The following is a 17,804-nucleotide window of genomic DNA, read 5'->3' on the forward strand; positions in this document are numbered from 1 at the left end:
TTTGTCGTGTCAGGTCTCCAGAAGACGTTAGGATTCGTAGCGGCCGCAGATCACTCCGCCGCCTGTCGCGTGGCGCGACGCTCCCAATACGGTGCCGCGCTGGTGTGATCCTGATCGCCGCCGACGGCTTCGCGTGCGTCCGCCCACATGTCGCGGATCAACTGGGTGAGTGGCGCATTCATGTCGATCTGCTCGGCGAGATCGGCGGCGATGCCGACATCTTTTGCCAGCAGGCCGAGCGCGAATCCGGTGCCGAAGGCGCCGCTCAGGACGTGCTGCTTGATCAGGTTCTCGCTGGCGAAACTGCGGCCGGTCGAGACATTGATGACGTCGATCATGACCGCCGGATCGAGTCCAAAGCGACGTCCGACCGCGACGGCTTCCGCCGCCGCAGCAAAGCTGGTGGCGGCGAGAAAGTTGTTCAATGCCTTCATCGCGTGTCCGCAGCCAAGGCCGCCGACCTCAAACAATTTCTGGCCCATATTGGTGAGCAGCGGCTTGACCGCGGCCACCCCACTGGCATTTCCGCCGATCATGATGGCGAGCGAGCCATCCTTCGCGCGCACAACCCCGCCGGAGACCGGTGCGTCAATAAGCGTGATGCTCCGCGCCGCAAGATCCCGGCCAAGGGCCCGCGTGCCGACTGGATCGGCCGAACTCATGTCGATCACATACGCACCGGCTCTTAAATGGGCGGCGAGGGCGCCACCCTGCGCGTGCAGCAGGACATCGCGCACGTCGTGGCCGGTCGGCAGCATGGTGATGATGGCGTCAGCCGCCTTGCCGAGTTCGGCGAGATCGGATGTCGCCCGGGCAGAATGATCCTTTGCAAAAATCTGCGTGCGCCCCGCATCGAGATCGAAACCGATGACCTGATAGCCGCCGCGCACAAGATTGGCCGCCATCGGCACGCCCATATTGCCGAGGCCGATAAAGCCGATTGTTCTGATGTCACCCATGTCCGTGCGCTCTATTCCAGACCCATTTCCTTCAGCACTTCGGCGGCGGAGCGAAAGCCCTCGACGCCGCGCGGAATGCCGGAATAGACCATCGCGTGCAGCAGGACTTCCTGGATTTCCTCCTTGGTCAGGCCGTTAGCGATAGCGCCGCGCACATGCACTTTCAGTTCGTGCGGCCGGCCCTGCGCCACCAGAATGCCGAGCGTGATCATGCTGCGCGCCTTGCGCGGCAACTTGGTGCGCGTCCAGGTCTCGCCGAAACACCAGCGCGTCACATAATCCTGCATTGGCCAGATAAAATCGGTGGCTGAATCGATCTGACCTTCCGCGCCTTCGTGTCCCCACATGGCGCGGCGGACATCAAGGCCGCGCGCGAAGACCGGGTTGGCGGATTCCCGTTTCGAGCGGCTGTCAGGTGTCGGATTTTTCTGCGGCCTGGCGGATTTTCTTGTGGCGGTTTTTGTTGCTGCCGGCCTGATCCTGTTTGATTTTTTCATGATCGGGCGTTCCTCCAGCCGCGATCATGTATCAATTGTTGCGTGAGTGGAAGCGTTGCGGTTGCCCACCGTTGTCTTGATCTCTGCTCCGAGCGTTATTTGTTGGGCTGTTTTTACGACGCGCGGGTGTGAAACTGCGCCCAGGCCAGGGCCAGGGCCACAGCGAAAATAATGAAGGCACCCGTAATGGCCCCGACCACAATGGCAACGTCTGCCGGCATTCGCTCTACTGCGGCCCGCCTCGCTTTGATCCGGATCAAGGCGCGCAGGAGACAGCGGTTGCCGTATTGAAAAATTAAGATTGGCCGTCGAACAGATCATGCTCACGGGCAAGGCCATCGCCGACGAGATCGAAGAAAGCACGGACCCGCGCCGTTCCCCGGAGGTCCGCGTGGGTCACGATCCATAATTCGCCCGATAAATCCGGCACCGGATTCGGCAGCGCGCGGGCGAGGCCTGAATCTCCATCTCCGAGATAGCAAGGCAGGAGGGCGAGACCGATGCCGGCCTTCGCGGCGACGAACTGATTGATGAGGCTGTTCGTCCTGTAAACGACGGTCTCACCCGACACCGCTCGGTTCAGCCAGTCCGCAGCCATGATGCCGCCGACCGTTTCTTCCCATCCGATAAGAGGATGACGGCCAAGGTCTTCCGGCGACGACACGGTCGCGCCGTCTCCTTGCAGATAGTCAACGGCGCCGTAGACGGTCCATGCAACATTGGCGAGTTTGCGGCCCCAGAGATCACCTTCCTTCGGCCGCATCGGGCGAAGGGCGATGTCCGCCTCGCGTCGTGAAAGGCTGAGGACACGGTTGTCGACGACAAGTTCGACCACAATGCCCGGATGGGCCTGCCGGAACGCGGCGAGATGGCGGGTCAGGATCCGATACGCCAGCGTCTCCGAAGATGTTACGCGCAAGCGGCCGGAGAGACGGTGGTCCCGGCCGGCAACATCGCGGTTGATGGCGAGCGCCTCGTCCTCCATTCGCTCGGCCGCCGCCGCCATTCGCTCGCCCGCCGGGGTCGCCTGATACGCCCCGCCGGGCAACCGCTCGAACAGGCGCACGCCGAGCCGCGTCTCCAAGGCATTCAGGCGGCGAAACGCGGTGGAATGATCGATGCCGAGTGTTTTGGCCGCGCCGGTCAGGGTGCTCGTTCGTTGCACCGCAAGCACGAGTTGGAGCTCGTTCCAGTCATCCATGCACCATCATAACATCTGATCGCTTGCGGCTGTGCAAGGGGCGCTGGCGTAATCCCAACGTGCTTTCCATTTTGCCAGACCTAAGGTCTCGGGCAGTGGGCGAGTGGTTGTGTCGCTCAACAGCGGGAACACGAGATGACCCCGATCCAGCTTTATACCTACCAGACTCCCAATGGTCACAAAGCCTCGATCATGCTCGAGGAGACAGGCCTGCCATATGGCGTGCATGTCGTGGATATCGAGAAAGGCGATCAGAACGGCCCCGAATTCCTTGCCCTCAATCCCAACAACAAGATTCCGGTCATCGTCGATCCGGATCGAAACCGGACGGTCATGGAGAGCGGCGCCATTCTGCTCTATCTGACCGAGCGCTCCGGCGTCCTGAAAGCGCGAGACGAGGCCGAAGCGGGACTGACGCTTCAGTGGATCCTGTTTCAAGCGGCGCATGTCGGCCCGACACTCGGACAGCTCTGGAACTACAAGATCTTCGCCCCGGAGAAGATCGTATCCGTGATCGAGCGTTTCGAGCGCGAGACCGCGCGCGTTCTGCGCGTTCTCAACACCCGGCTGGCAGTGAACCAGTACCTCGCCGGCGATCGTTACGGTGCCGCCGACGTAATGACCTGGCCGTGGATTTACGCCGCTGCAGCGAGGATAGGCGTCGCATTGGATTCCTACACGAGCCTCGTCCGCTGGCGTGATGATGTCGCGTCGCGGCCGGCCGTCCAGCGCGGCCTTCTTGTTCCGGACCTCGCAAAACATGAGGCCGCCTGAACACAACATTCGACCAGACCTTCAGCACAGGAGAGAAAAATGGGCGCTCCATCCCCCGAACTTTGCAATCTCTGGCTCGCACGCGCCTTCAACGCGCAGGACGTTGAAGCCGCTGCGGCAATGTATCATCCCGACGCATCGATCGTTCAGGTCGATGAAGTTCATGGCGGGACCACCCTCGCGCGCGGCGCTAAAAACATCCGCAAGACGATGGCCGCTTATGTCGGGCTGAAACCACATATGGATGTTGTGACTCATCACACGACGGTCGCCGGCGACTTCGCCATGACCCGCTCACAATGGCTGATCAAGGGCACGGACAAAGACGGCAAGCCGACACAAGTGCATCACCACGGCATGGAAGTTCATCGCCGACTGCCGGACGGGACATGGGTGTTCTTCATGGATCATCCGTTCGGCGCCGATCCGAGCTGGGCGATCGAGGCCCCGCCGCACACCGAATAGCGGCGCCGGCGGCCCGTCTGCTATTGTGTTCAAGGTTCCGCTCGAGACCAGCGCGTTACCGAAGCCTTTTCGGCAATCGTTGCGCAGCGCATCTGTGGAAGGCGGTTGGGTATTGCGCCGCAGATGGAGCGCGGCCCAGGCGGCCGCAACAGACCGTCCAAAAACTGGCTCCGCGGGCAGGATTCGAACCTGCGACCAACCGGTTAACAGCCGCTAGATATAGCGTTTAGGGGTGTTTCCTACCGGTTCAACGGATTGCAGATTGTCCTCTAAAATAGCCGTTTCCTCGCATATTCTGCTTGCAAATCGTTTCACGGGGCCACACTCTATTGCGCATGATTTGTGGCCCCGACGTGGCCCCGGAGCGAGATATGGCCCGCAAGAAATTTTCCGATGCTTTCCTAAAGAGCCTGAAACCCGCCCCAGCCGGCACGCGATATGAGCGCCTAGACAGCGAAGTCCCCGGCCTCATCGTCCGCGTTACGGACAAGGGCACCCGCACATTCGCACTCAAAACCCGGATGCCGGGTAAAAAGCAGCCAACCCGCCGGGCAATGGGAGAGTACGGCGCAATCTCGCTCGCGGAGGCGCGCCAGAGGGCCAGGGATTGGCTCGCGATGGTGAAGCGGGGCGAAGACCCCAAGGCCGCAGAGGAACGCGCCAAACAGGCCGTGGCGCGCCGGCAGGCCCATACGTTTCGAAAGGTTGCCGAAGCCTACATCGCGGACGCCGTGATCGGCGCCAAGCCCGACAGGCCGATCCAGCGCAAGGGTGAGGAAGTTGCTCGGATGATCCGTAACGAGCTGGCCGGTGCCTGGGGGGATCGCCCGGTGGCCGGTATCGACCGCCACGACGTGCTGGCTCTAATACGCGCGAAAAAGGTGGAGGCGCCGGCACAGGCCCGCAATCTGCTTTCCATCGCCCGCACACTGTTTTCATGGGCCGTCATGAACGGATACGGCCTCGATCACTCACCTTGCGATGGAATCAAGCCCAAGCTGATTTTGGGCGACAAGGAATTTCGGGATCGGACGCTGAATGACGAAGAGGTCGCGGCACTCTGGCGAGCGTCCCGAATGCCATATCCATACGGGCCAATCTATCGACTTCTCCTGCTCACCGGACTGCGCTTGAATGAAGTCGCGGACGCGCGATGGAGCGAGTTTGATATTCCAAATAGGCGCTGGGTCATTCCCGCCGAACGAATGAAGGGCAAGAACCAGAAGGCGCGGGCGCACCTGGTGCCGATCACTGACGACATAATGGCCGTTCTGAACGGCTTGCCACGGTTTAAGCGCGGCGATTATTTATTTTCGCTCACATTCGGGGAGAAGTCCGTCTGGATTTCCAGCAAGGTCAAGGAACGAACTGATGCGCGGATGCTGCGCTCGCTAAGGGCGTGGGCAAAGCTGCAGGGCAAGGACGCTTCCAAGGTTCAACTTTCTCACTGGCAAAACCACGATATTCGCCGCACGGTTCGAACGATCCTTTCCTCACTGCAGATTTCTGAGGAGGTCCGCGAAGCAGTGCTGGCCCACGTGCGACCCGGCATCAAAGGCGCATACGATCACTACAAATATGAGCGGGAGAAAGCCGAAGCGCTAACGTTATTAGCGCAGCATATTCGACGCATTAGCACGCGGAAATCCGAACCCAATAACGTCGTTTCGTTGGTCGGGGGTAGATTATGACATTCGTATCCAAACACATGAGTTACTACGAAGCGCGGAAGCTTGCTCAAGCGCGCGACAAATCTGGCGTGTATGATCCGCTCGATGCGGCCATTAAGGAGGGTGCCCTTGTTGCTGAGATCAGAAAGAACGATGGTGACTTGTGGGAGATTTGCGATGTGGCAACATGGGATAAGTCATCAAAGTATGATGGCATGCGTTACCGAATAACGGCGGAATATCCCGAACATTTCGACATCGATCTCGGTAAGACCCGACTGTCTCGGGACGACGTTGAAAAACTGTGGCCAGATCAGCCTGCTATAAATGGAGAAAGGAGAGGGCGACCATCCCACGACTGGGAGGCGTTTTATATTGAGATCATCCGGCGCGCTAACACACCAGATGGACTACCTGACAAGCAAGCGGACCTAGAACAATCGATGCTGGTTTGGTGTCAATCAAAATGGGGAAAGGAGCCGGGCATCAGCACGGTTAGGGAGAAAATCTCGCCAATCTACAAGGCCAGAAAATAGTTTTATGACCTTTTCCGGCCATTTGCGGCCGACAAAGCGGTGTGAAATGCCGCTTATTCCTTCGCACAGAAATGCACGCGAAGGAATAACAAATGACGCTTCGAATTTTGAGTTACGAGGACTTAGCCACCCTGAAGGGTGTGAAGTATTCAAAAGTCCAACTTTGGCGGCTTGAGAAACTCGGCAAATTCCCGAAACGTGTCCCGGTTGGCCCCGCCCGTCATGGGTGGCTTGAGACCGAGATCGACGCCTATCTGCGCCGGCAGATTGAAGCCCGCGACAAGTCGATGGTGGCTGCATAGTGCGGACGCCACACACGGCGAACGCCGCCCTCGCTGAGACGAGAAGCGGCGTTCGGAAATCAGATCAAGCTGGCGGGCTGATCGAAAGTATCCTTAGCCAAGGACGCGCCTTTCCGCAATCTCGGAATTTCTTCGACGTTGGAATAGATGCGCGCACAATCGCTTCAATTCTAGGCGGCGACCTCACGAGCAAAGATTCGGTGAAGGTTCCCGGCCCAGGGCACAGCCCGCGCGACCGCTCCCTTTCAATCCGCGTCGATCCGAACGCGCCAGACGGCTTCGTTGTTCACAGCTTCGCCGGCGACGATGCAATTGCCTGCCGAGATTATGTGCGAGATCGGCTTGGGCTGTCCAAGTGGAAGCCTGGTGAACCAAATCCCTTCACGACCTTCCGCCCTAAACCTAAGACGGCGCCGGAGACTACCAACTTCGGTCAAGTGGCTTTGAGAATCTGGAAGGAAAGTGTCGATCCGCGCGGCACACTTTCAGAAAAATACCTGCGTCAACATCGCGGCCTCGATCTGCCGGATGACGTTGCCGGCGAGGTTGCACGCTTTCATCCGCGACTATCTTTTAACGGCGGCTTTGCGCCTGCGCTCATCACGTTGTTTCGCGACGTTCGGACAAACGCACCGGCCGCGATCCAGCGCACCTTTCTTGACAAGGAAGCGCGGAAGCTGGAGCGAAAAATGCTCGGCAGCGTTCGCGATGCGGCAATCAAGATTAGTGCCGACGAAAACGTCACGCAGGGACTTTGCATCGGTGAAGGGTTTGAAACGTGCCTCGCGGCGCGGGTGCTCGGATATTCGCCGGTTTGGGCCGTTGGTTCGGCCGGAGCAATTGCTTCATTCCCCGTTTTGCCCGGTATCGATACGCTCACCATTCTCGGAGAGCGGGGCGACAACGGCGCAAACGAGCGCGCGGCGCGTGAGTGCGGCGAGCGTTGGACGGCAGAGGGTCGCGAGGTTGAGATCGTTTTGCCCATGGTGGGCAACGATTTCAACGACGCGGTGCAGGGCGTCGAATGAAAAGCCTGTCCCCTGTCGGGAGTGTTCCCGTTGAGATTCAACGCTTCGGCCAACCCGCCAGCGCCGAACCGGCGCGTATCATCTGCGCGGCATCGTGGGCAGGAAGAGAAATCAAGCCGAGAGCGTGGATCGTTCCCGGCCTCATTCCGGATCGGACACCCTCAATCTGCTCGGGCGATGGCGGAACGGGCAAGAGCCTGCTTGCTCTGCAGCTCTGCGTCGCCATGGCAATCGGAAAGCCCTGGCTTGGCCTGGAAACAACACCGGGCGCGGCGCTCTTCGTCTCCGCTGAAGACGAAGAGGATGAGTTACATCGCCGCCTTGATGACATCTGCAATTCAAACGCGGTCAGCATTTCCGATCTAAACGGACTGCATCTTGTTCCGATGGCCGGCCGCGATGCAATCCTTGCGCAATTTTCGAAGGCCGGAGAAATGAAGCGCACCGCCCTCGCGGAATGGCTGCAGGAAACAATTCGCCATCGCCGGCCGAAGCTGGTTGTGCTGGACACCCTGGCCGATGTGTTTGCCGGTGACGAAATACAGCGAGCGCAGGCGAGGGCATTCATCGGAATGCTGCGCGGCTTCGCTCTCGATTTTGATACTGCAATCCTGCTTCTGTCTCATCCCAGCCTATCAGGGTTGAGCACGGGGACCGGGGCGTCGGGATCAACGGCTTGGAGCAACTCAGTCCGCTCGCGGCTCTATTTTCATCGAGCCACTACTACGGACGATGCCGAGCCCGATCCCGACCTTCGCGTTCTCACTACGATGAAGGCAAACTACGGACGCGCCGGCACCGAAATTCACGTCCGATGGCGTGATGGCGTTTTCATTCGCGAAGAAAGCGAAACCGGGTTCGATCAACTCGCGGCCGAGATGAAGGCGGATTACGCCTTCCTCGATCTACTGCGGTTGATGGCAACCCAAGGCCGAGATGTCAGCACGAAGCCGTCGCCAACCTACGCGCCAGCAATCTTCGCGGCACACCCTCAAGGCAAACGTATCACCAAACGCGCATATCGCGCGGCAATGGAACGGCTGCTTGCGTCGGGAAAGATTCGAATTGAACAGATCGGCCCAGCTTCGAAACGGCGGGAGAGGATCGTTCTGGCGAACGCAATCACACCTGGAGGGGACGATGATTGAACCTTCCAACCCCCTTCCAACGCGGAAATATTCCTATTCCAACGGCCTTCCAACCCCCTTCCAACGCCGTTCGAACCCCCTTCGAACCTATGCTCGCACACACCCCTATAACCCCCTTGGAGTTGGAAGCCGCCTGACGGCGCTTCAACTCCCTAAGGCAGGAACCGAAGCTAGAGGATTGTGGAAGTCGCGCAATTTTATTTCGTGGCTCCTTGTTTTTTCGGGGAGGCGATGTGCGGTCGTGGCCCGGCTGGCCAGCGCTCCAGGTTGGCGAAGTGGGGCACGCTCCAACGATCAGGCGGTATTCAACCGGTTGCACTGCATTTCATTTAGGCCGGTGAATACGAATTATCTTGCAAATCAGAATGAAGCTAATTTCTTATGGGGCCACACAGGGGCCACGCGAATGCTTGAGAATACCAGCGACGTGCAAGAGGGATACCCGGCCGAAGCCATGCCGAAGGGCGGGAGCAAGGCTCGCTTCCTGACGCTCGCGGACCTGGACCGCCGAACCAGTGCGTTCAGGAAGACGGAAGCGCTGATCGTCGCGCTCGAGTCCGATCTGGGCGGTAGTGAGGCCCTGACCACTGGCGAGCGCCAGCTCGTACAGCGAGCCGCCGTGCTGGGCTCCATGATCGAGGACATGGAAACGAGGTGGATCGGCGGTGCGCCCTTGGACACGACGGCATTCTGCACCGTCGTGAATGCGCAACGCCGCGTCTTGGAAACAATCGGCATCAAACGCCGACAGCGCGACGTAACTCCAAACCTGTCCGACTACATTCAAAACTCGGAGCGGGCGGCATGAGCGTGATTGATTTCACCGCCGAACGACAGGCGCGCCGCAACTCTGCCGAGGCGTGGCTAATCTGTTGCTCTGCATTGGACGCTATCGACAGGCGCCGGCAAACGGCAATCGCGGCCTATCGCGACAATCCCGCGTCGTGGCTTGCCAAACATGGCCAGAGCTTCGGTCAATTCCTCGCAGAACAGGCTGAGGAAGAGCGCGAATGGTGGGGGCGCATGCCATGACTATCCGTGCTGATCTCATCGGCAGTCAATGCGCTACGGCCCTGGGCATTACAGCAACAGGTCCGGCGCCTGTGCTTCGCTTGTGCCGTGCGCTGATTTCAACGGGCCACGATCCAGCGACACGATTGGAAGCGTATCGCGGCGAGACGTTATGCCTTGTCATTCGTTCAATCGGTGAAGCGGCTACGCTGACCGTCAAATCGACATCGGCAGGCCAAATAACGTTCGCGCCTGATAGCGCCACAGCCCCGTGCATTCGCGAAAACGAGTTGGCCGCTACCTCGGGCCACGAAACTGAAATTAGCGAACGTGCGAGCCTCCTGCACGGGGAGGCAGCATGAACGCTCGCTGCATTCTTGGAATTGATCCTGGCGTGACAGGCGGAGTTGCCTTCTATTTTCCAGATCAGCCCACGGTCATCGTTGCCGAGGATATTCCGAACGTTGCGGGTGAGGTTGATGCTGATGCTTTTGCCGCGAGGCTTAAGCAGATGCGGCCTGACTTCGCTGTGATCGAGCGGGCCGGTGCTATGCCTGGGCAGGGGGTTAGTAGCACGTTCAAGTTTGGGGCGGCCTACGGCGCTCTCTGCGGCGTTGTCGCTGCGCTTGGCATTCCCTCGCACCGTGTTGCGCCTGCGGTCTGGAAGCGGCATTTCAAACTGGACCGCGACAAAGAAAAATCGCGCGCGCTGGCTGTGCAGCTATGGCCTGGCGCTGGCTGCTTTTCCCGCAAATCCGATCACGGCCGTGCAGAGGCCGCGCTGATCGCCAGGTGGGGCGCCGCCGTGGCGTTTCAGGCTGAGATCGGGAGGGCTGCGGCATGATGCTCTCCAAGAACACGGTCCAATACATCTTCGCGACTGCGCGCATGATCCCTGATGTGGACCGGGACGAATATTTCGCCCGCGTTGCGCAATTGCTGCGGGGCACGCCAGCTGAGTTCGACGATGTGAATCGAGCCTGCCTGGATGCTCGCAACTACGTACTTGGGGGTGCTGAATGACAATCGTCGAGGCGCTTTCCGACCCGAAACTATTTTCGCAGTGGTTCCGCAAGCCGAAGACCTGGACGGCGTGGTTTGCCTTCCTGTGCGCGTTGTTCGCTCTCCCGATGACGGCGGCGCAGCTTGAAATCTATCAGCAATGCACGGGGCGAAAGCTGGCACCAACAAAGCCGGCGAGGGAGGCGTGGCTGATCTGCGGCCGGCGCGCTGGCAAATCGTTCATCCTGGCGCTGTGCGCTGTCTATCTGGCCTGTTTCAGGAGTTACCGCGAATATTTGATGCCCGGCGAGCGAGCGATGGTTCTTGTGATCGCCACCGACCGCAAGCAGGCCCGCGTCATCTTCCGTTATGTTCGCGCGTTCGTGACGCTGATTCCGATGCTCCGAAAGATGATCGAGAACGAAAATTCCGACAGCTTCGATTTAAAAAATTCGGTCAGCATAGAGGTTGCCACCGCGTCATTCAGGGCGGTGCGCGGCTATGCGATTTGCGCCGCTCTGCTCGACGAAATGGCTTTTTTTCCAACCGGGGATTCGGCCGAGCCTGACACCGAAATCCTCAACGCCATTCGCCCCGGCATGGCGCAATTCCCTAACGCGTTGTTGCTGTGTGCCTCATCGCCATACGCTAAAAAGGGCGAACTGTACGACGCCTTCCGCAGATACTTCGGACAGGACGGCGAAATCCTGATCTGGCACGCTGCTACGCGCACGATGAATCCGAGCGTGCCGCAGCGAATTATTGATGAGGCGATTGAACGGGACGCTGCAGCGGCGCGGGCGGAATACCTCGCTGAGTTCCGCGATGATGTTGAGTCCTACATCTCTCGGGATGCCATTCTCGCCTGTGTGGCGAAGGGCGTCATGGAGCGTCTTCCCATCGCCGGGCATCGTTATGTCGCCTTTGTCGATCCTTCGGGCGGGTCGAAGGATTCCATGACCGTGGCGATTGCTCACAATGAGGGCGGCGTCGCCCGGCTGGATCTGATGCGGGAGCGGAGGGCGCCATTCAGTCCCGAGGCTGTTGTCGAAGATTTCTGCCGCGATCTGAAACGTTACGGAATTCGCAAGGTCCGAGGCGACCGGTATGCCGGCGAGTGGCCGCGCGAACAGTTCCGCAAGCGTGGCATCGAATACGAGCTTTCTGATAAGCCCAAGAGTGACATTTATCGGGACGTGTTGCCGTCGATTAACTCGCGCAACGCCGATCTTCTCGATAGCGAACGACTGATCAATCAGTTCACGAGTTTGGAACGCCGCACGGGTCGAGGCGGCAAGGATTCTATCGACCATCCGCCGCAGGGCCACGACGATCTTTGCAATGCAGTTGCAGGAGTCCTGGATACTGTCATGACAAAACCGAAAACCGCAACGGCCGCAATTGGCCATTTTCAAACAACGTGGTGATCAAATGGCGAGCAAATATTACACGCGCGACACGTCGAAATGGGTGAAGAAGTCCAGCCTTCGACCGGGGGGCGAACCAACGACCGATCTATCCAAGTTCATCGGTTACTTTTGCTTTGATCCTGATCTGGACGCCAGCGGCACGGTTGCCAAGGCGCGGGGGGCTTATGCGGCGGCCTTCGAAATTGTTGATGGGCTTCGCGCCAAGCGCGGTGAACTGGAATCCAGCAAGAAATTCACGCCGCTCGGCCTGCAGGAACAGCTTGGTGATGCCGCGTTGAAAGAAGCCTTGCCGGCGCTGAAACGGTCACGAGTTGAGATCGAGAAGTTGCAGGCAGAAATAGCGGAACGCCGCAGGAAGGTGACGCTGGCCAAGCCATCCGAAGATCAGCGCCATGAGCAGGAGGAAATCCGCTCCGCGATGCGGGCAATGACGCCGGCCCAGCGTGATCAGTTTCTCGCAGATAATCGCGGCAATCCGGTTGTTGCCAGCGCAATCGCTAACGCTATACCGGCGTTGAGCGGCGTCCACGTCAAGGTCCATGAAAACATCTTCGCTGAGCAATTGCTGCGCGAGCGCGGGGAGGAGGTCGAGGAACTGGACGGGCTGACCGAGGTGTTGAACCTCGCGGCGGACGTGAGCGACAAAGCGCGCGCCGAATTGCAGGCAGTGATCGGCTGCAGCCGCGAGATTTTCGAGGAGATTGCCAAGGCCGCGGAGGCTAACGGAGGCCGCGGCCCAATGCGCCGGGAGCTTCGCGTGGTCGGCGGCGAGGAAGTTGAAATCCCTCGGGTCTACGACATTGAACGAAAAATATGGCGCGATGCCACGGCCGACGAAATTCGGGAGTTTGCAGCATGAACTGGATCAGCGGAATTTTCGGACCCGGAGCGCGGCTGACGCCGCAGGCTGCGGTCCATGCGCCCAAGGTTGCGGGTCCGGATACGTTGTCGGCCGAAGTCGAGGCGATGCAGCCGATCTGGCGAAAGATCGGCGACGTGCTTGAAGGGCACGATGCAATCAAACGCGGCGGTGAAATGTATCTGCCGCGCTTTGAAAAGGAAACCGAGCAAAAGTACAAGCGACGTCTCGCTGATGCACCTTGGCGCCCGATCTTTTCGGCCGCGTTGGAAAGCTTGTGCGCGCGGCCGTTTCGGAAGCCGGTGACATTGAACGGCACGCCGCCGGCGGCGCTGCAGAAATTTGCGGAGAACGTCGATGGGCGCGGCAACTCATTAAGCGTGTTTGCACGGTTGCTCTTCGACGAGGCGGTGGCAAACGGGCCGGGCCTATTCCTCGTGGATTATTCCCGACCGACGCCCCGCGCCGACGGCAAGCCGCTGACCATTGCCGAGGAAAAAGCCCAAGGATTGCGCCCATATTGGGTTATGATCCGTCCGCGTGACGTGATTGACGTGCGCACCGATTGGATCAGGGGCCGCGAAGTCGTCACGCACGCGCGATGGTTCGAATACGCAACCACTGCCGAGGGCTTTTCCGAAACGACAGTGACGCGCGTGCGAGTGATGGAGCGCGATCCCGGCGGTGCCGGAGCTCGGTGGACCTTATGGCAGAAGCCCGCCGGTTCGGGCGATTATGTCGAGATCGACAGCGGCATCATAAGCATCGGTGAAATTCCGCTGGCTCTATTCCACGTAGGAAAACGCAAGGGCACCGTGTCCTGCAAGCCGTGGTCATACGAACTTTGCCACGTGGCGCTCGAATACTATCGCAGCCTGGCGCGCCAAACTGAGATCGAAAATTTCAGCGGATGGCCGATTCTGGCTGGGCAAGGCATCGGCAAGCCGGAAGGCGACGAAATCACGGTCGGGCCGCATGTGACCCTGTTCGCTCAGGCAACAGGCGAAGGGAATCCGAAATGGGAAATCCTCGGTCCTGATGCTTCTCTCGTAGCAGAAATTGCCAAGGGTCCGGAACGCATCATGGAGGTGTTCTCCAAGCTCGCGCTTGAACCGACTCTGCCGAGATCGAACGTCACTGCGACGGCATCCGGCATCGACCAGAGCCGCGCACATAGCGCAATAGAATCCTGGTCCATCGCGTTGAAGAACGCCTTGGACGAAGGTCTCGCGTTCACCGCAAAATGGATGCAAATCGCCGACGTGACGACGGCGAACGTCTCGACCGACTTCGCGGCGCAGGCCGGCGGTGCCGAAGAGGCAAAGGTTCTAGCCTCCGCTCAGCAACGCGGCGTCATCTCCGCAAAGACCGAACGAAACGAACTGCGGCGCCGATCAATCCTCGGTCCCGACGCTCCGGATGATGAAGCCGAAGAAGAATTGATCGCTATCGAGCGCGAAGGTCTTGAGCCGGAATTTCAGACGGACCCGCGCACTGGCGAGCTAATCGATCCCGCGGAAAATCTGGAGGTCGCGGCATGAATACGAATGCGAACAGGCCAAAGCGGAATGCTGCGGCCGAGCGCAACCCCGTGCGGCTAGAGGGAGTCCGGTCGCACGGGACGCGCCTCGTCGCCGGCACAGGTGGCGGTCGGCAAGGCGCAAAAGGAGCGGAAACTATGATGGCTCAGCCAATCAAACCAGGAAGCCTCACGTCGGAGAAGATCGTCCTGCAAAGGAATGGCGGCGATTGCTCGCTCGCGTCGCTAGCCACCGTGATGGGCTGGACCTACGAAATGGCAGCGGAGGTGCTGGGGCTTGCGATCGATCCCGACACGGGATTCACCGAGCTGCAAGATCATGAACCAATCTATGAAAATGAAATCATCCCGCCGCTTTTTCGCATGGGGGTTTTGGCGATCCCATTGGCCAGCAACGACGCCATCGTCAATCTTTCATCGAGTTTTCGTCGGGCCACACTTCCTTCCACGCGAGAGGTCCGCGACATGATTAGCGGCCGTGTGGGAATTGTCGGCGTCATCGTTGATGAGCCAGTCGAAACCGACCTTGAGAAATTTCATTCATTGGCGTGGGATGGATCGCAACTTTTCGACTGTCGCGATGGAGCGGCGGTCGATCTCGATGAGGCGAACATCTGTAGCGCGCTGTTGCTGTCTCGAACCAGGGAAACTTAGTATGCCGCTTCGATGTACATTTGGCGCTGGAAGTGTTCGTGGGTTTCAGTCACCCCACCCGTTCATTCCGTTCGGCCTTGAACTGGTCGACAGCAAGACCAGCACAGCGACCGCCGCCGAGACGACATTTGAGGATGTGAATTTCGGCGCCAACGTTCCTGGCCGCGTCATCGTTGCCGCACTGATCATTGCTGATGGCGGTGTCAATTCAAACACGATAACCGCCTTCACTGTGGGTGGCGAAGCCGCGACGGAGCGAGTTGAGGCGCACCGAGACAACGCCACAACGGACGTGGTGAGTGCCTACATCTACACCGCGACACCGGGCGGCACTTCCGGTGATATTGTCGTCACGACTTCCACTACGATGGCGGCCAATTCATTCAAGACCCTGTTCGTGTATCGGTTGGTTGGCGGCGTTGAAGCGCCGCATGACACTCTTTCCGTGACTGGCTCAAATTCTGCGTCCGGCGCGATTGATTGTCCTGCTGGGGGGGCGATTCTCGCCGTCACCGGTTATCTGGACGCAGACGGGCCGGAAACGGCGGCAAGCGCATCCAAGACCTACGAATCCGCGCAGTCCGGCCTCACAATTGGGGCGGCCGGCGCGGCTACGCCAGATATAAGCTGGACCGAACTGACCGAAGACATTGAGTTTGATTTCTCTGAAGCGGTCAGCGGCTCGAACCGTCTGGCGTTCGCTGCGGCTGCGTTCGGTCCAGGAAAAGCCTGAATCGGCCTACCCTCGAAGCCGCTGTCGCTGCGGGGGAAAAATCCCAATAAAGACCCGCGCCGTCCTTGGGGACACGAGGGGGACAGCGCGGGTCGTCCGGCCTTGGGGAGACCTTATGAAAGCCTAGTCCAGACAAAGAAAAATCCAACGCGCGAAAGGCCGCACCTAAGCGCATGATTCCCTGATCGCTGCCGCGCACCGCGCACAAGCCGACGCACTCGACATCGAAGCGCAGGCCAAGCGCCGTCTCGCCGATGAATATGATGCAGCGCAGGAGCGCGGCGAGGTCGCAAAGATTGGCGACAACCTTCCTAAAATTTCCAACGGGAATTCTAAACCAACCATCGCAGACGTTGGCTTGAAACCCAAGGATTTGCACGAAGCCCGCGAAATCCGTGACGCCGAAGAACAAGACCCTGGCATCGTGCGGCGCCACCTGTCCGAAAGCCGGCGAGCGAAAGGCCGCGCTTCACTCCGATCTCAGAAAATCAATTTGTAAATGTTGTTCTTGGAGTCCTTCGCTACGCCGTAGCCATTCGCAGTTCCGCTTCCAGTGAAGAATTCAACCTGCATCGTCGTAGATCGATCGCAGGCGAGAAATGCTTCGCCTCGATTTACACCAGGCACGTTACCTGCGGAGATGGAATACCCAGCGACCGAGCCGTACGTTGAAAACAGAGAGCCGGATGTGATCGCAACTTGTTGTGGGGCGGCCGACGACCATCGTCCCTTGCAAGCCTCCCCGTCGGGCATGGTCAGCGTAATGTCGCCCGTGTTCCCAGTGATGCCGTCCGCTTGGGCAGTGATCACGGGAAGCGGATGTTGTTGGGAAAGGGGCCCTTGAACCGGGTAGAGATTCACTGACTGGCTGCAGCCAGCGAGCATTGCGCCAATCGCGTAGGGCACAACTCTGCGCATTTCATCCCTAACCCCCAGCAAACGTCTTAATCTTCCCACAACCGTGGCGCGCGCGCAACAGCCAAACAACCCGTTTTCCGCTTCAATTGGGCGACAGCGGGAGAGCGATATGCCGGCATATCTCGTGCGTTACGCCAACGATAAGGTCCTGGTGGGCGTCTACTGCGTCGAAAATAAACGAGAGCTGATCGATCTCGTCGACGAAGAACACGATCCGCACCATTGCGAGTACAAGCGCTTGCCGTCGGGTGGGCTGTACTGGGAGCAAGGTAAGTCGGCCCCTATGCCGCTCTCGCCCGAAAACGCCGAGGCGAGGGGACCTTTTGGATTGCCGATCGAACCGCCACAATTCACTGAGGGATGGTTCGACGCGTTCTGCACAGACAGCCGCGGATGGCGTACTCTTGCAACCGTCTTTGAAGTTATGGACGTCCTGACCGGCGGGTGGAACACGCCGCGCGAGCCCTCAGAAGCCAAATGAAGATTGTCAGTGAACAGAGCGAAGAGGACATTCGCCGCGTCAAAACTCGCGAAGCGCTCACTGACCCGATGCGCAATCTTGCCGCCAATGTTTTGCGAATTGTACGCGGTGCTGGCAGCACCGAAGACCTATTGGGTCAGTTGCGAGTATGTGCGGATCGAATGCAGGAATTCGTCGACGCGCATGGGCGCTGGCCGAAGCCTGAGTTGAACGAAATTCTGAATTGCGAACGCGCGTTTGCCGAGCATCGTCCGTGGACCACAAAAAATAGGGCCTCGGATCTCAAGCGGTGGGCGGAGGATGGCAGTACTGACTGCTCGCTCGCAATCGCAAGGATTCGAGATGCCTCGCTCCAGATTGCTGCGTCTATCCTAACCGATCATATGACGTGGCAATCTCGCGCCGAGCACGAATTGTATTTGGCACTTCAGGCGCTCGAACGCTCCAGAGAGAAAAGTATCACGTATGAGAGAGCGCGGTATGCGCCTGTGAAGCGGCGCCGCAAGAAGCCTACGTCCCGCGCAACCCCTTCTCGACAAGCTGACGAATAGCTTCCGGCCTAGTTGGCAATTCGGGCTGGTTGCGGCGAAATTTGT

Annotated in this window: 22 protein-coding genes; 18 read left to right on the forward strand and 4 right to left on the reverse strand. The window is 59.2% G+C overall.

Annotation, left to right across the window (positions count from 1 at the left end; translation table 11 throughout):
* Window positions 1-50: 50 nt before the first annotated feature.
* The 3 genes from RO009_15665 to RO009_15675 form a co-directional block, all read right to left on the reverse strand.
* A complete protein-coding gene (locus RO009_15665; protein ID MDT3686471.1) occupies window positions 51-959 on the reverse strand; it encodes an NAD(P)-dependent oxidoreductase in 909 nt (302 codons plus the stop codon).
* 11 nt (window positions 960-970) lie between these two features.
* Window positions 971-1,456 (reverse strand): carboxymuconolactone decarboxylase family protein, encoded by a 486-nt coding sequence (locus tag RO009_15670; protein MDT3686472.1) that lies wholly within the window; start codon window positions 1,454-1,456, stop codon window positions 971-973.
* Window positions 1,457-1,751: 295 nt separating this feature from the next.
* Window positions 1,752-2,657: a LysR family transcriptional regulator gene (locus RO009_15675; protein MDT3686473.1), complete on the reverse strand. Its 906-nt coding sequence runs from the start codon at window positions 2,655-2,657 to the stop codon at window positions 1,752-1,754.
* Between the two features lie 135 nt (window positions 2,658-2,792).
* Here RO009_15675 and RO009_15680 point away from each other — a divergent pair, with 135 nt between their 5' ends.
* The 16 genes from RO009_15680 (at window position 2,793) to RO009_15755 (ending at window position 15,809) form a co-directional block, all read left to right on the forward strand.
* The gene (locus RO009_15680; GenBank protein MDT3686474.1) at window positions 2,793-3,431 is read left to right on the forward strand and encodes a glutathione S-transferase N-terminal domain-containing protein; all 639 of its coding nucleotides are present in this window, start codon (window positions 2,793-2,795) and stop codon (window positions 3,429-3,431) included.
* Between the two features lie 39 nt (window positions 3,432-3,470).
* A complete protein-coding gene (locus RO009_15685; GenBank protein ID MDT3686475.1) occupies window positions 3,471-3,896 on the forward strand; it encodes a nuclear transport factor 2 family protein in 426 nt (141 codons plus the stop codon).
* Between the two features lie 371 nt (window positions 3,897-4,267).
* Window positions 4,268-5,587, forward strand: a complete 1,320-nt coding sequence (locus RO009_15690; GenBank protein ID MDT3686476.1) for an integrase arm-type DNA-binding domain-containing protein — start codon at window positions 4,268-4,270, stop codon at window positions 5,585-5,587.
* Window positions 5,584-6,102, forward strand: a complete 519-nt coding sequence (locus RO009_15695) for a hypothetical protein (GenBank protein ID MDT3686477.1) — start codon at window positions 5,584-5,586, stop codon at window positions 6,100-6,102. The genes RO009_15690 and RO009_15695 overlap by 4 nt, the downstream gene beginning before the upstream one ends.
* Window positions 6,103-6,194: 92 nt before the next feature.
* Window positions 6,195-6,404, forward strand: coding sequence for an AlpA family phage regulatory protein (locus RO009_15700; protein ID MDT3686478.1), 210 nt, complete (start codon window positions 6,195-6,197; stop codon window positions 6,402-6,404).
* The gene (locus RO009_15705; GenBank protein ID MDT3686479.1) at window positions 6,404-7,432 is read left to right on the forward strand and encodes a toprim domain-containing protein; all 1,029 of its coding nucleotides are present in this window, start codon (window positions 6,404-6,406) and stop codon (window positions 7,430-7,432) included. Before RO009_15700 ends, RO009_15705 begins: the two co-directional genes overlap by 1 nt.
* A complete protein-coding gene (locus RO009_15710; GenBank protein ID MDT3686480.1) occupies window positions 7,429-8,580 on the forward strand; it encodes an AAA family ATPase in 1,152 nt (383 codons plus the stop codon). Before RO009_15705 ends, RO009_15710 begins: the two co-directional genes overlap by 4 nt.
* A gap of 406 nt (window positions 8,581-8,986) precedes the next feature.
* Window positions 8,987-9,388, forward strand: a complete 402-nt coding sequence (locus RO009_15715) for a hypothetical protein (protein ID MDT3686481.1) — start codon at window positions 8,987-8,989, stop codon at window positions 9,386-9,388.
* Window positions 9,385-9,612 (forward strand): hypothetical protein, encoded by a 228-nt coding sequence (locus RO009_15720; protein MDT3686482.1) that lies wholly within the window; start codon window positions 9,385-9,387, stop codon window positions 9,610-9,612. Before RO009_15715 ends, RO009_15720 begins: the two co-directional genes overlap by 4 nt.
* Before the next feature lie 337 nt (window positions 9,613-9,949).
* Window positions 9,950-10,435: a hypothetical protein gene (locus RO009_15725; protein ID MDT3686483.1), complete on the forward strand. Its 486-nt coding sequence runs from the start codon at window positions 9,950-9,952 to the stop codon at window positions 10,433-10,435.
* On the forward strand, window positions 10,432-10,614 hold the full coding sequence (locus RO009_15730) for a hypothetical protein (GenBank protein ID MDT3686484.1): 183 nt from the start codon (window positions 10,432-10,434) through the stop codon (window positions 10,612-10,614). The genes RO009_15725 and RO009_15730 overlap by 4 nt, the downstream gene beginning before the upstream one ends.
* Window positions 10,611-12,020, forward strand: a complete 1,410-nt coding sequence (locus RO009_15735; protein ID MDT3686485.1) for a terminase large subunit — start codon at window positions 10,611-10,613, stop codon at window positions 12,018-12,020. The genes RO009_15730 and RO009_15735 overlap by 4 nt, the downstream gene beginning before the upstream one ends.
* Complete coding sequence (locus tag RO009_15740; protein ID MDT3686486.1) at window positions 11,995-12,882, forward strand: hypothetical protein; 888 nt, start codon at window positions 11,995-11,997, stop codon at window positions 12,880-12,882. Before RO009_15735 ends, RO009_15740 begins: the two co-directional genes overlap by 26 nt.
* Entirely contained in the window at window positions 12,879-14,423 is a 1,545-nt protein-coding gene (locus tag RO009_15745; protein MDT3686487.1) for a DUF4055 domain-containing protein, read from the forward strand. The genes RO009_15740 and RO009_15745 overlap by 4 nt, the downstream gene beginning before the upstream one ends.
* Window positions 14,424-14,563: 140 nt before the next feature.
* Complete coding sequence (locus RO009_15750) at window positions 14,564-15,076, forward strand: hypothetical protein (GenBank protein MDT3686488.1); 513 nt, start codon at window positions 14,564-14,566, stop codon at window positions 15,074-15,076.
* 1 nt (window position 15,077) lies between these two features.
* Window positions 15,078-15,809 carry a hypothetical protein gene (locus tag RO009_15755; GenBank protein MDT3686489.1) on the forward strand — a complete coding sequence of 244 codons (732 nt, stop codon included), beginning with the start codon at window positions 15,078-15,080 and terminating at the stop codon, window positions 15,807-15,809.
* Between the two features lie 480 nt (window positions 15,810-16,289).
* Here the strand turns inward: RO009_15755 and RO009_15760 are convergent, their stop codons facing one another.
* Window positions 16,290-16,670 (reverse strand): hypothetical protein, encoded by a 381-nt coding sequence (locus tag RO009_15760; GenBank protein MDT3686490.1) that lies wholly within the window; start codon window positions 16,668-16,670, stop codon window positions 16,290-16,292.
* Between the two features lie 166 nt (window positions 16,671-16,836).
* On the opposite strand from RO009_15760, the gene RO009_15765 reads away from it, so the two are divergent.
* Both RO009_15765 and RO009_15770 read left to right on the forward strand, forming a co-directional pair.
* On the forward strand, window positions 16,837-17,208 hold the full coding sequence (locus RO009_15765) for a hypothetical protein (GenBank protein MDT3686491.1): 372 nt from the start codon (window positions 16,837-16,839) through the stop codon (window positions 17,206-17,208).
* Window positions 17,205-17,759: a hypothetical protein gene (locus RO009_15770; protein MDT3686492.1), complete on the forward strand. Its 555-nt coding sequence runs from the start codon at window positions 17,205-17,207 to the stop codon at window positions 17,757-17,759. The genes RO009_15765 and RO009_15770 overlap by 4 nt, the downstream gene beginning before the upstream one ends.
* Window positions 17,760-17,804: the final 45 nt, after the last annotated feature.

The organism is Pseudorhodoplanes sp., assembly GCA_032027085.1.
In the GTDB taxonomy this organism is placed as follows: domain Bacteria; phylum Pseudomonadota; class Alphaproteobacteria; order Rhizobiales; family Xanthobacteraceae; genus Pseudorhodoplanes.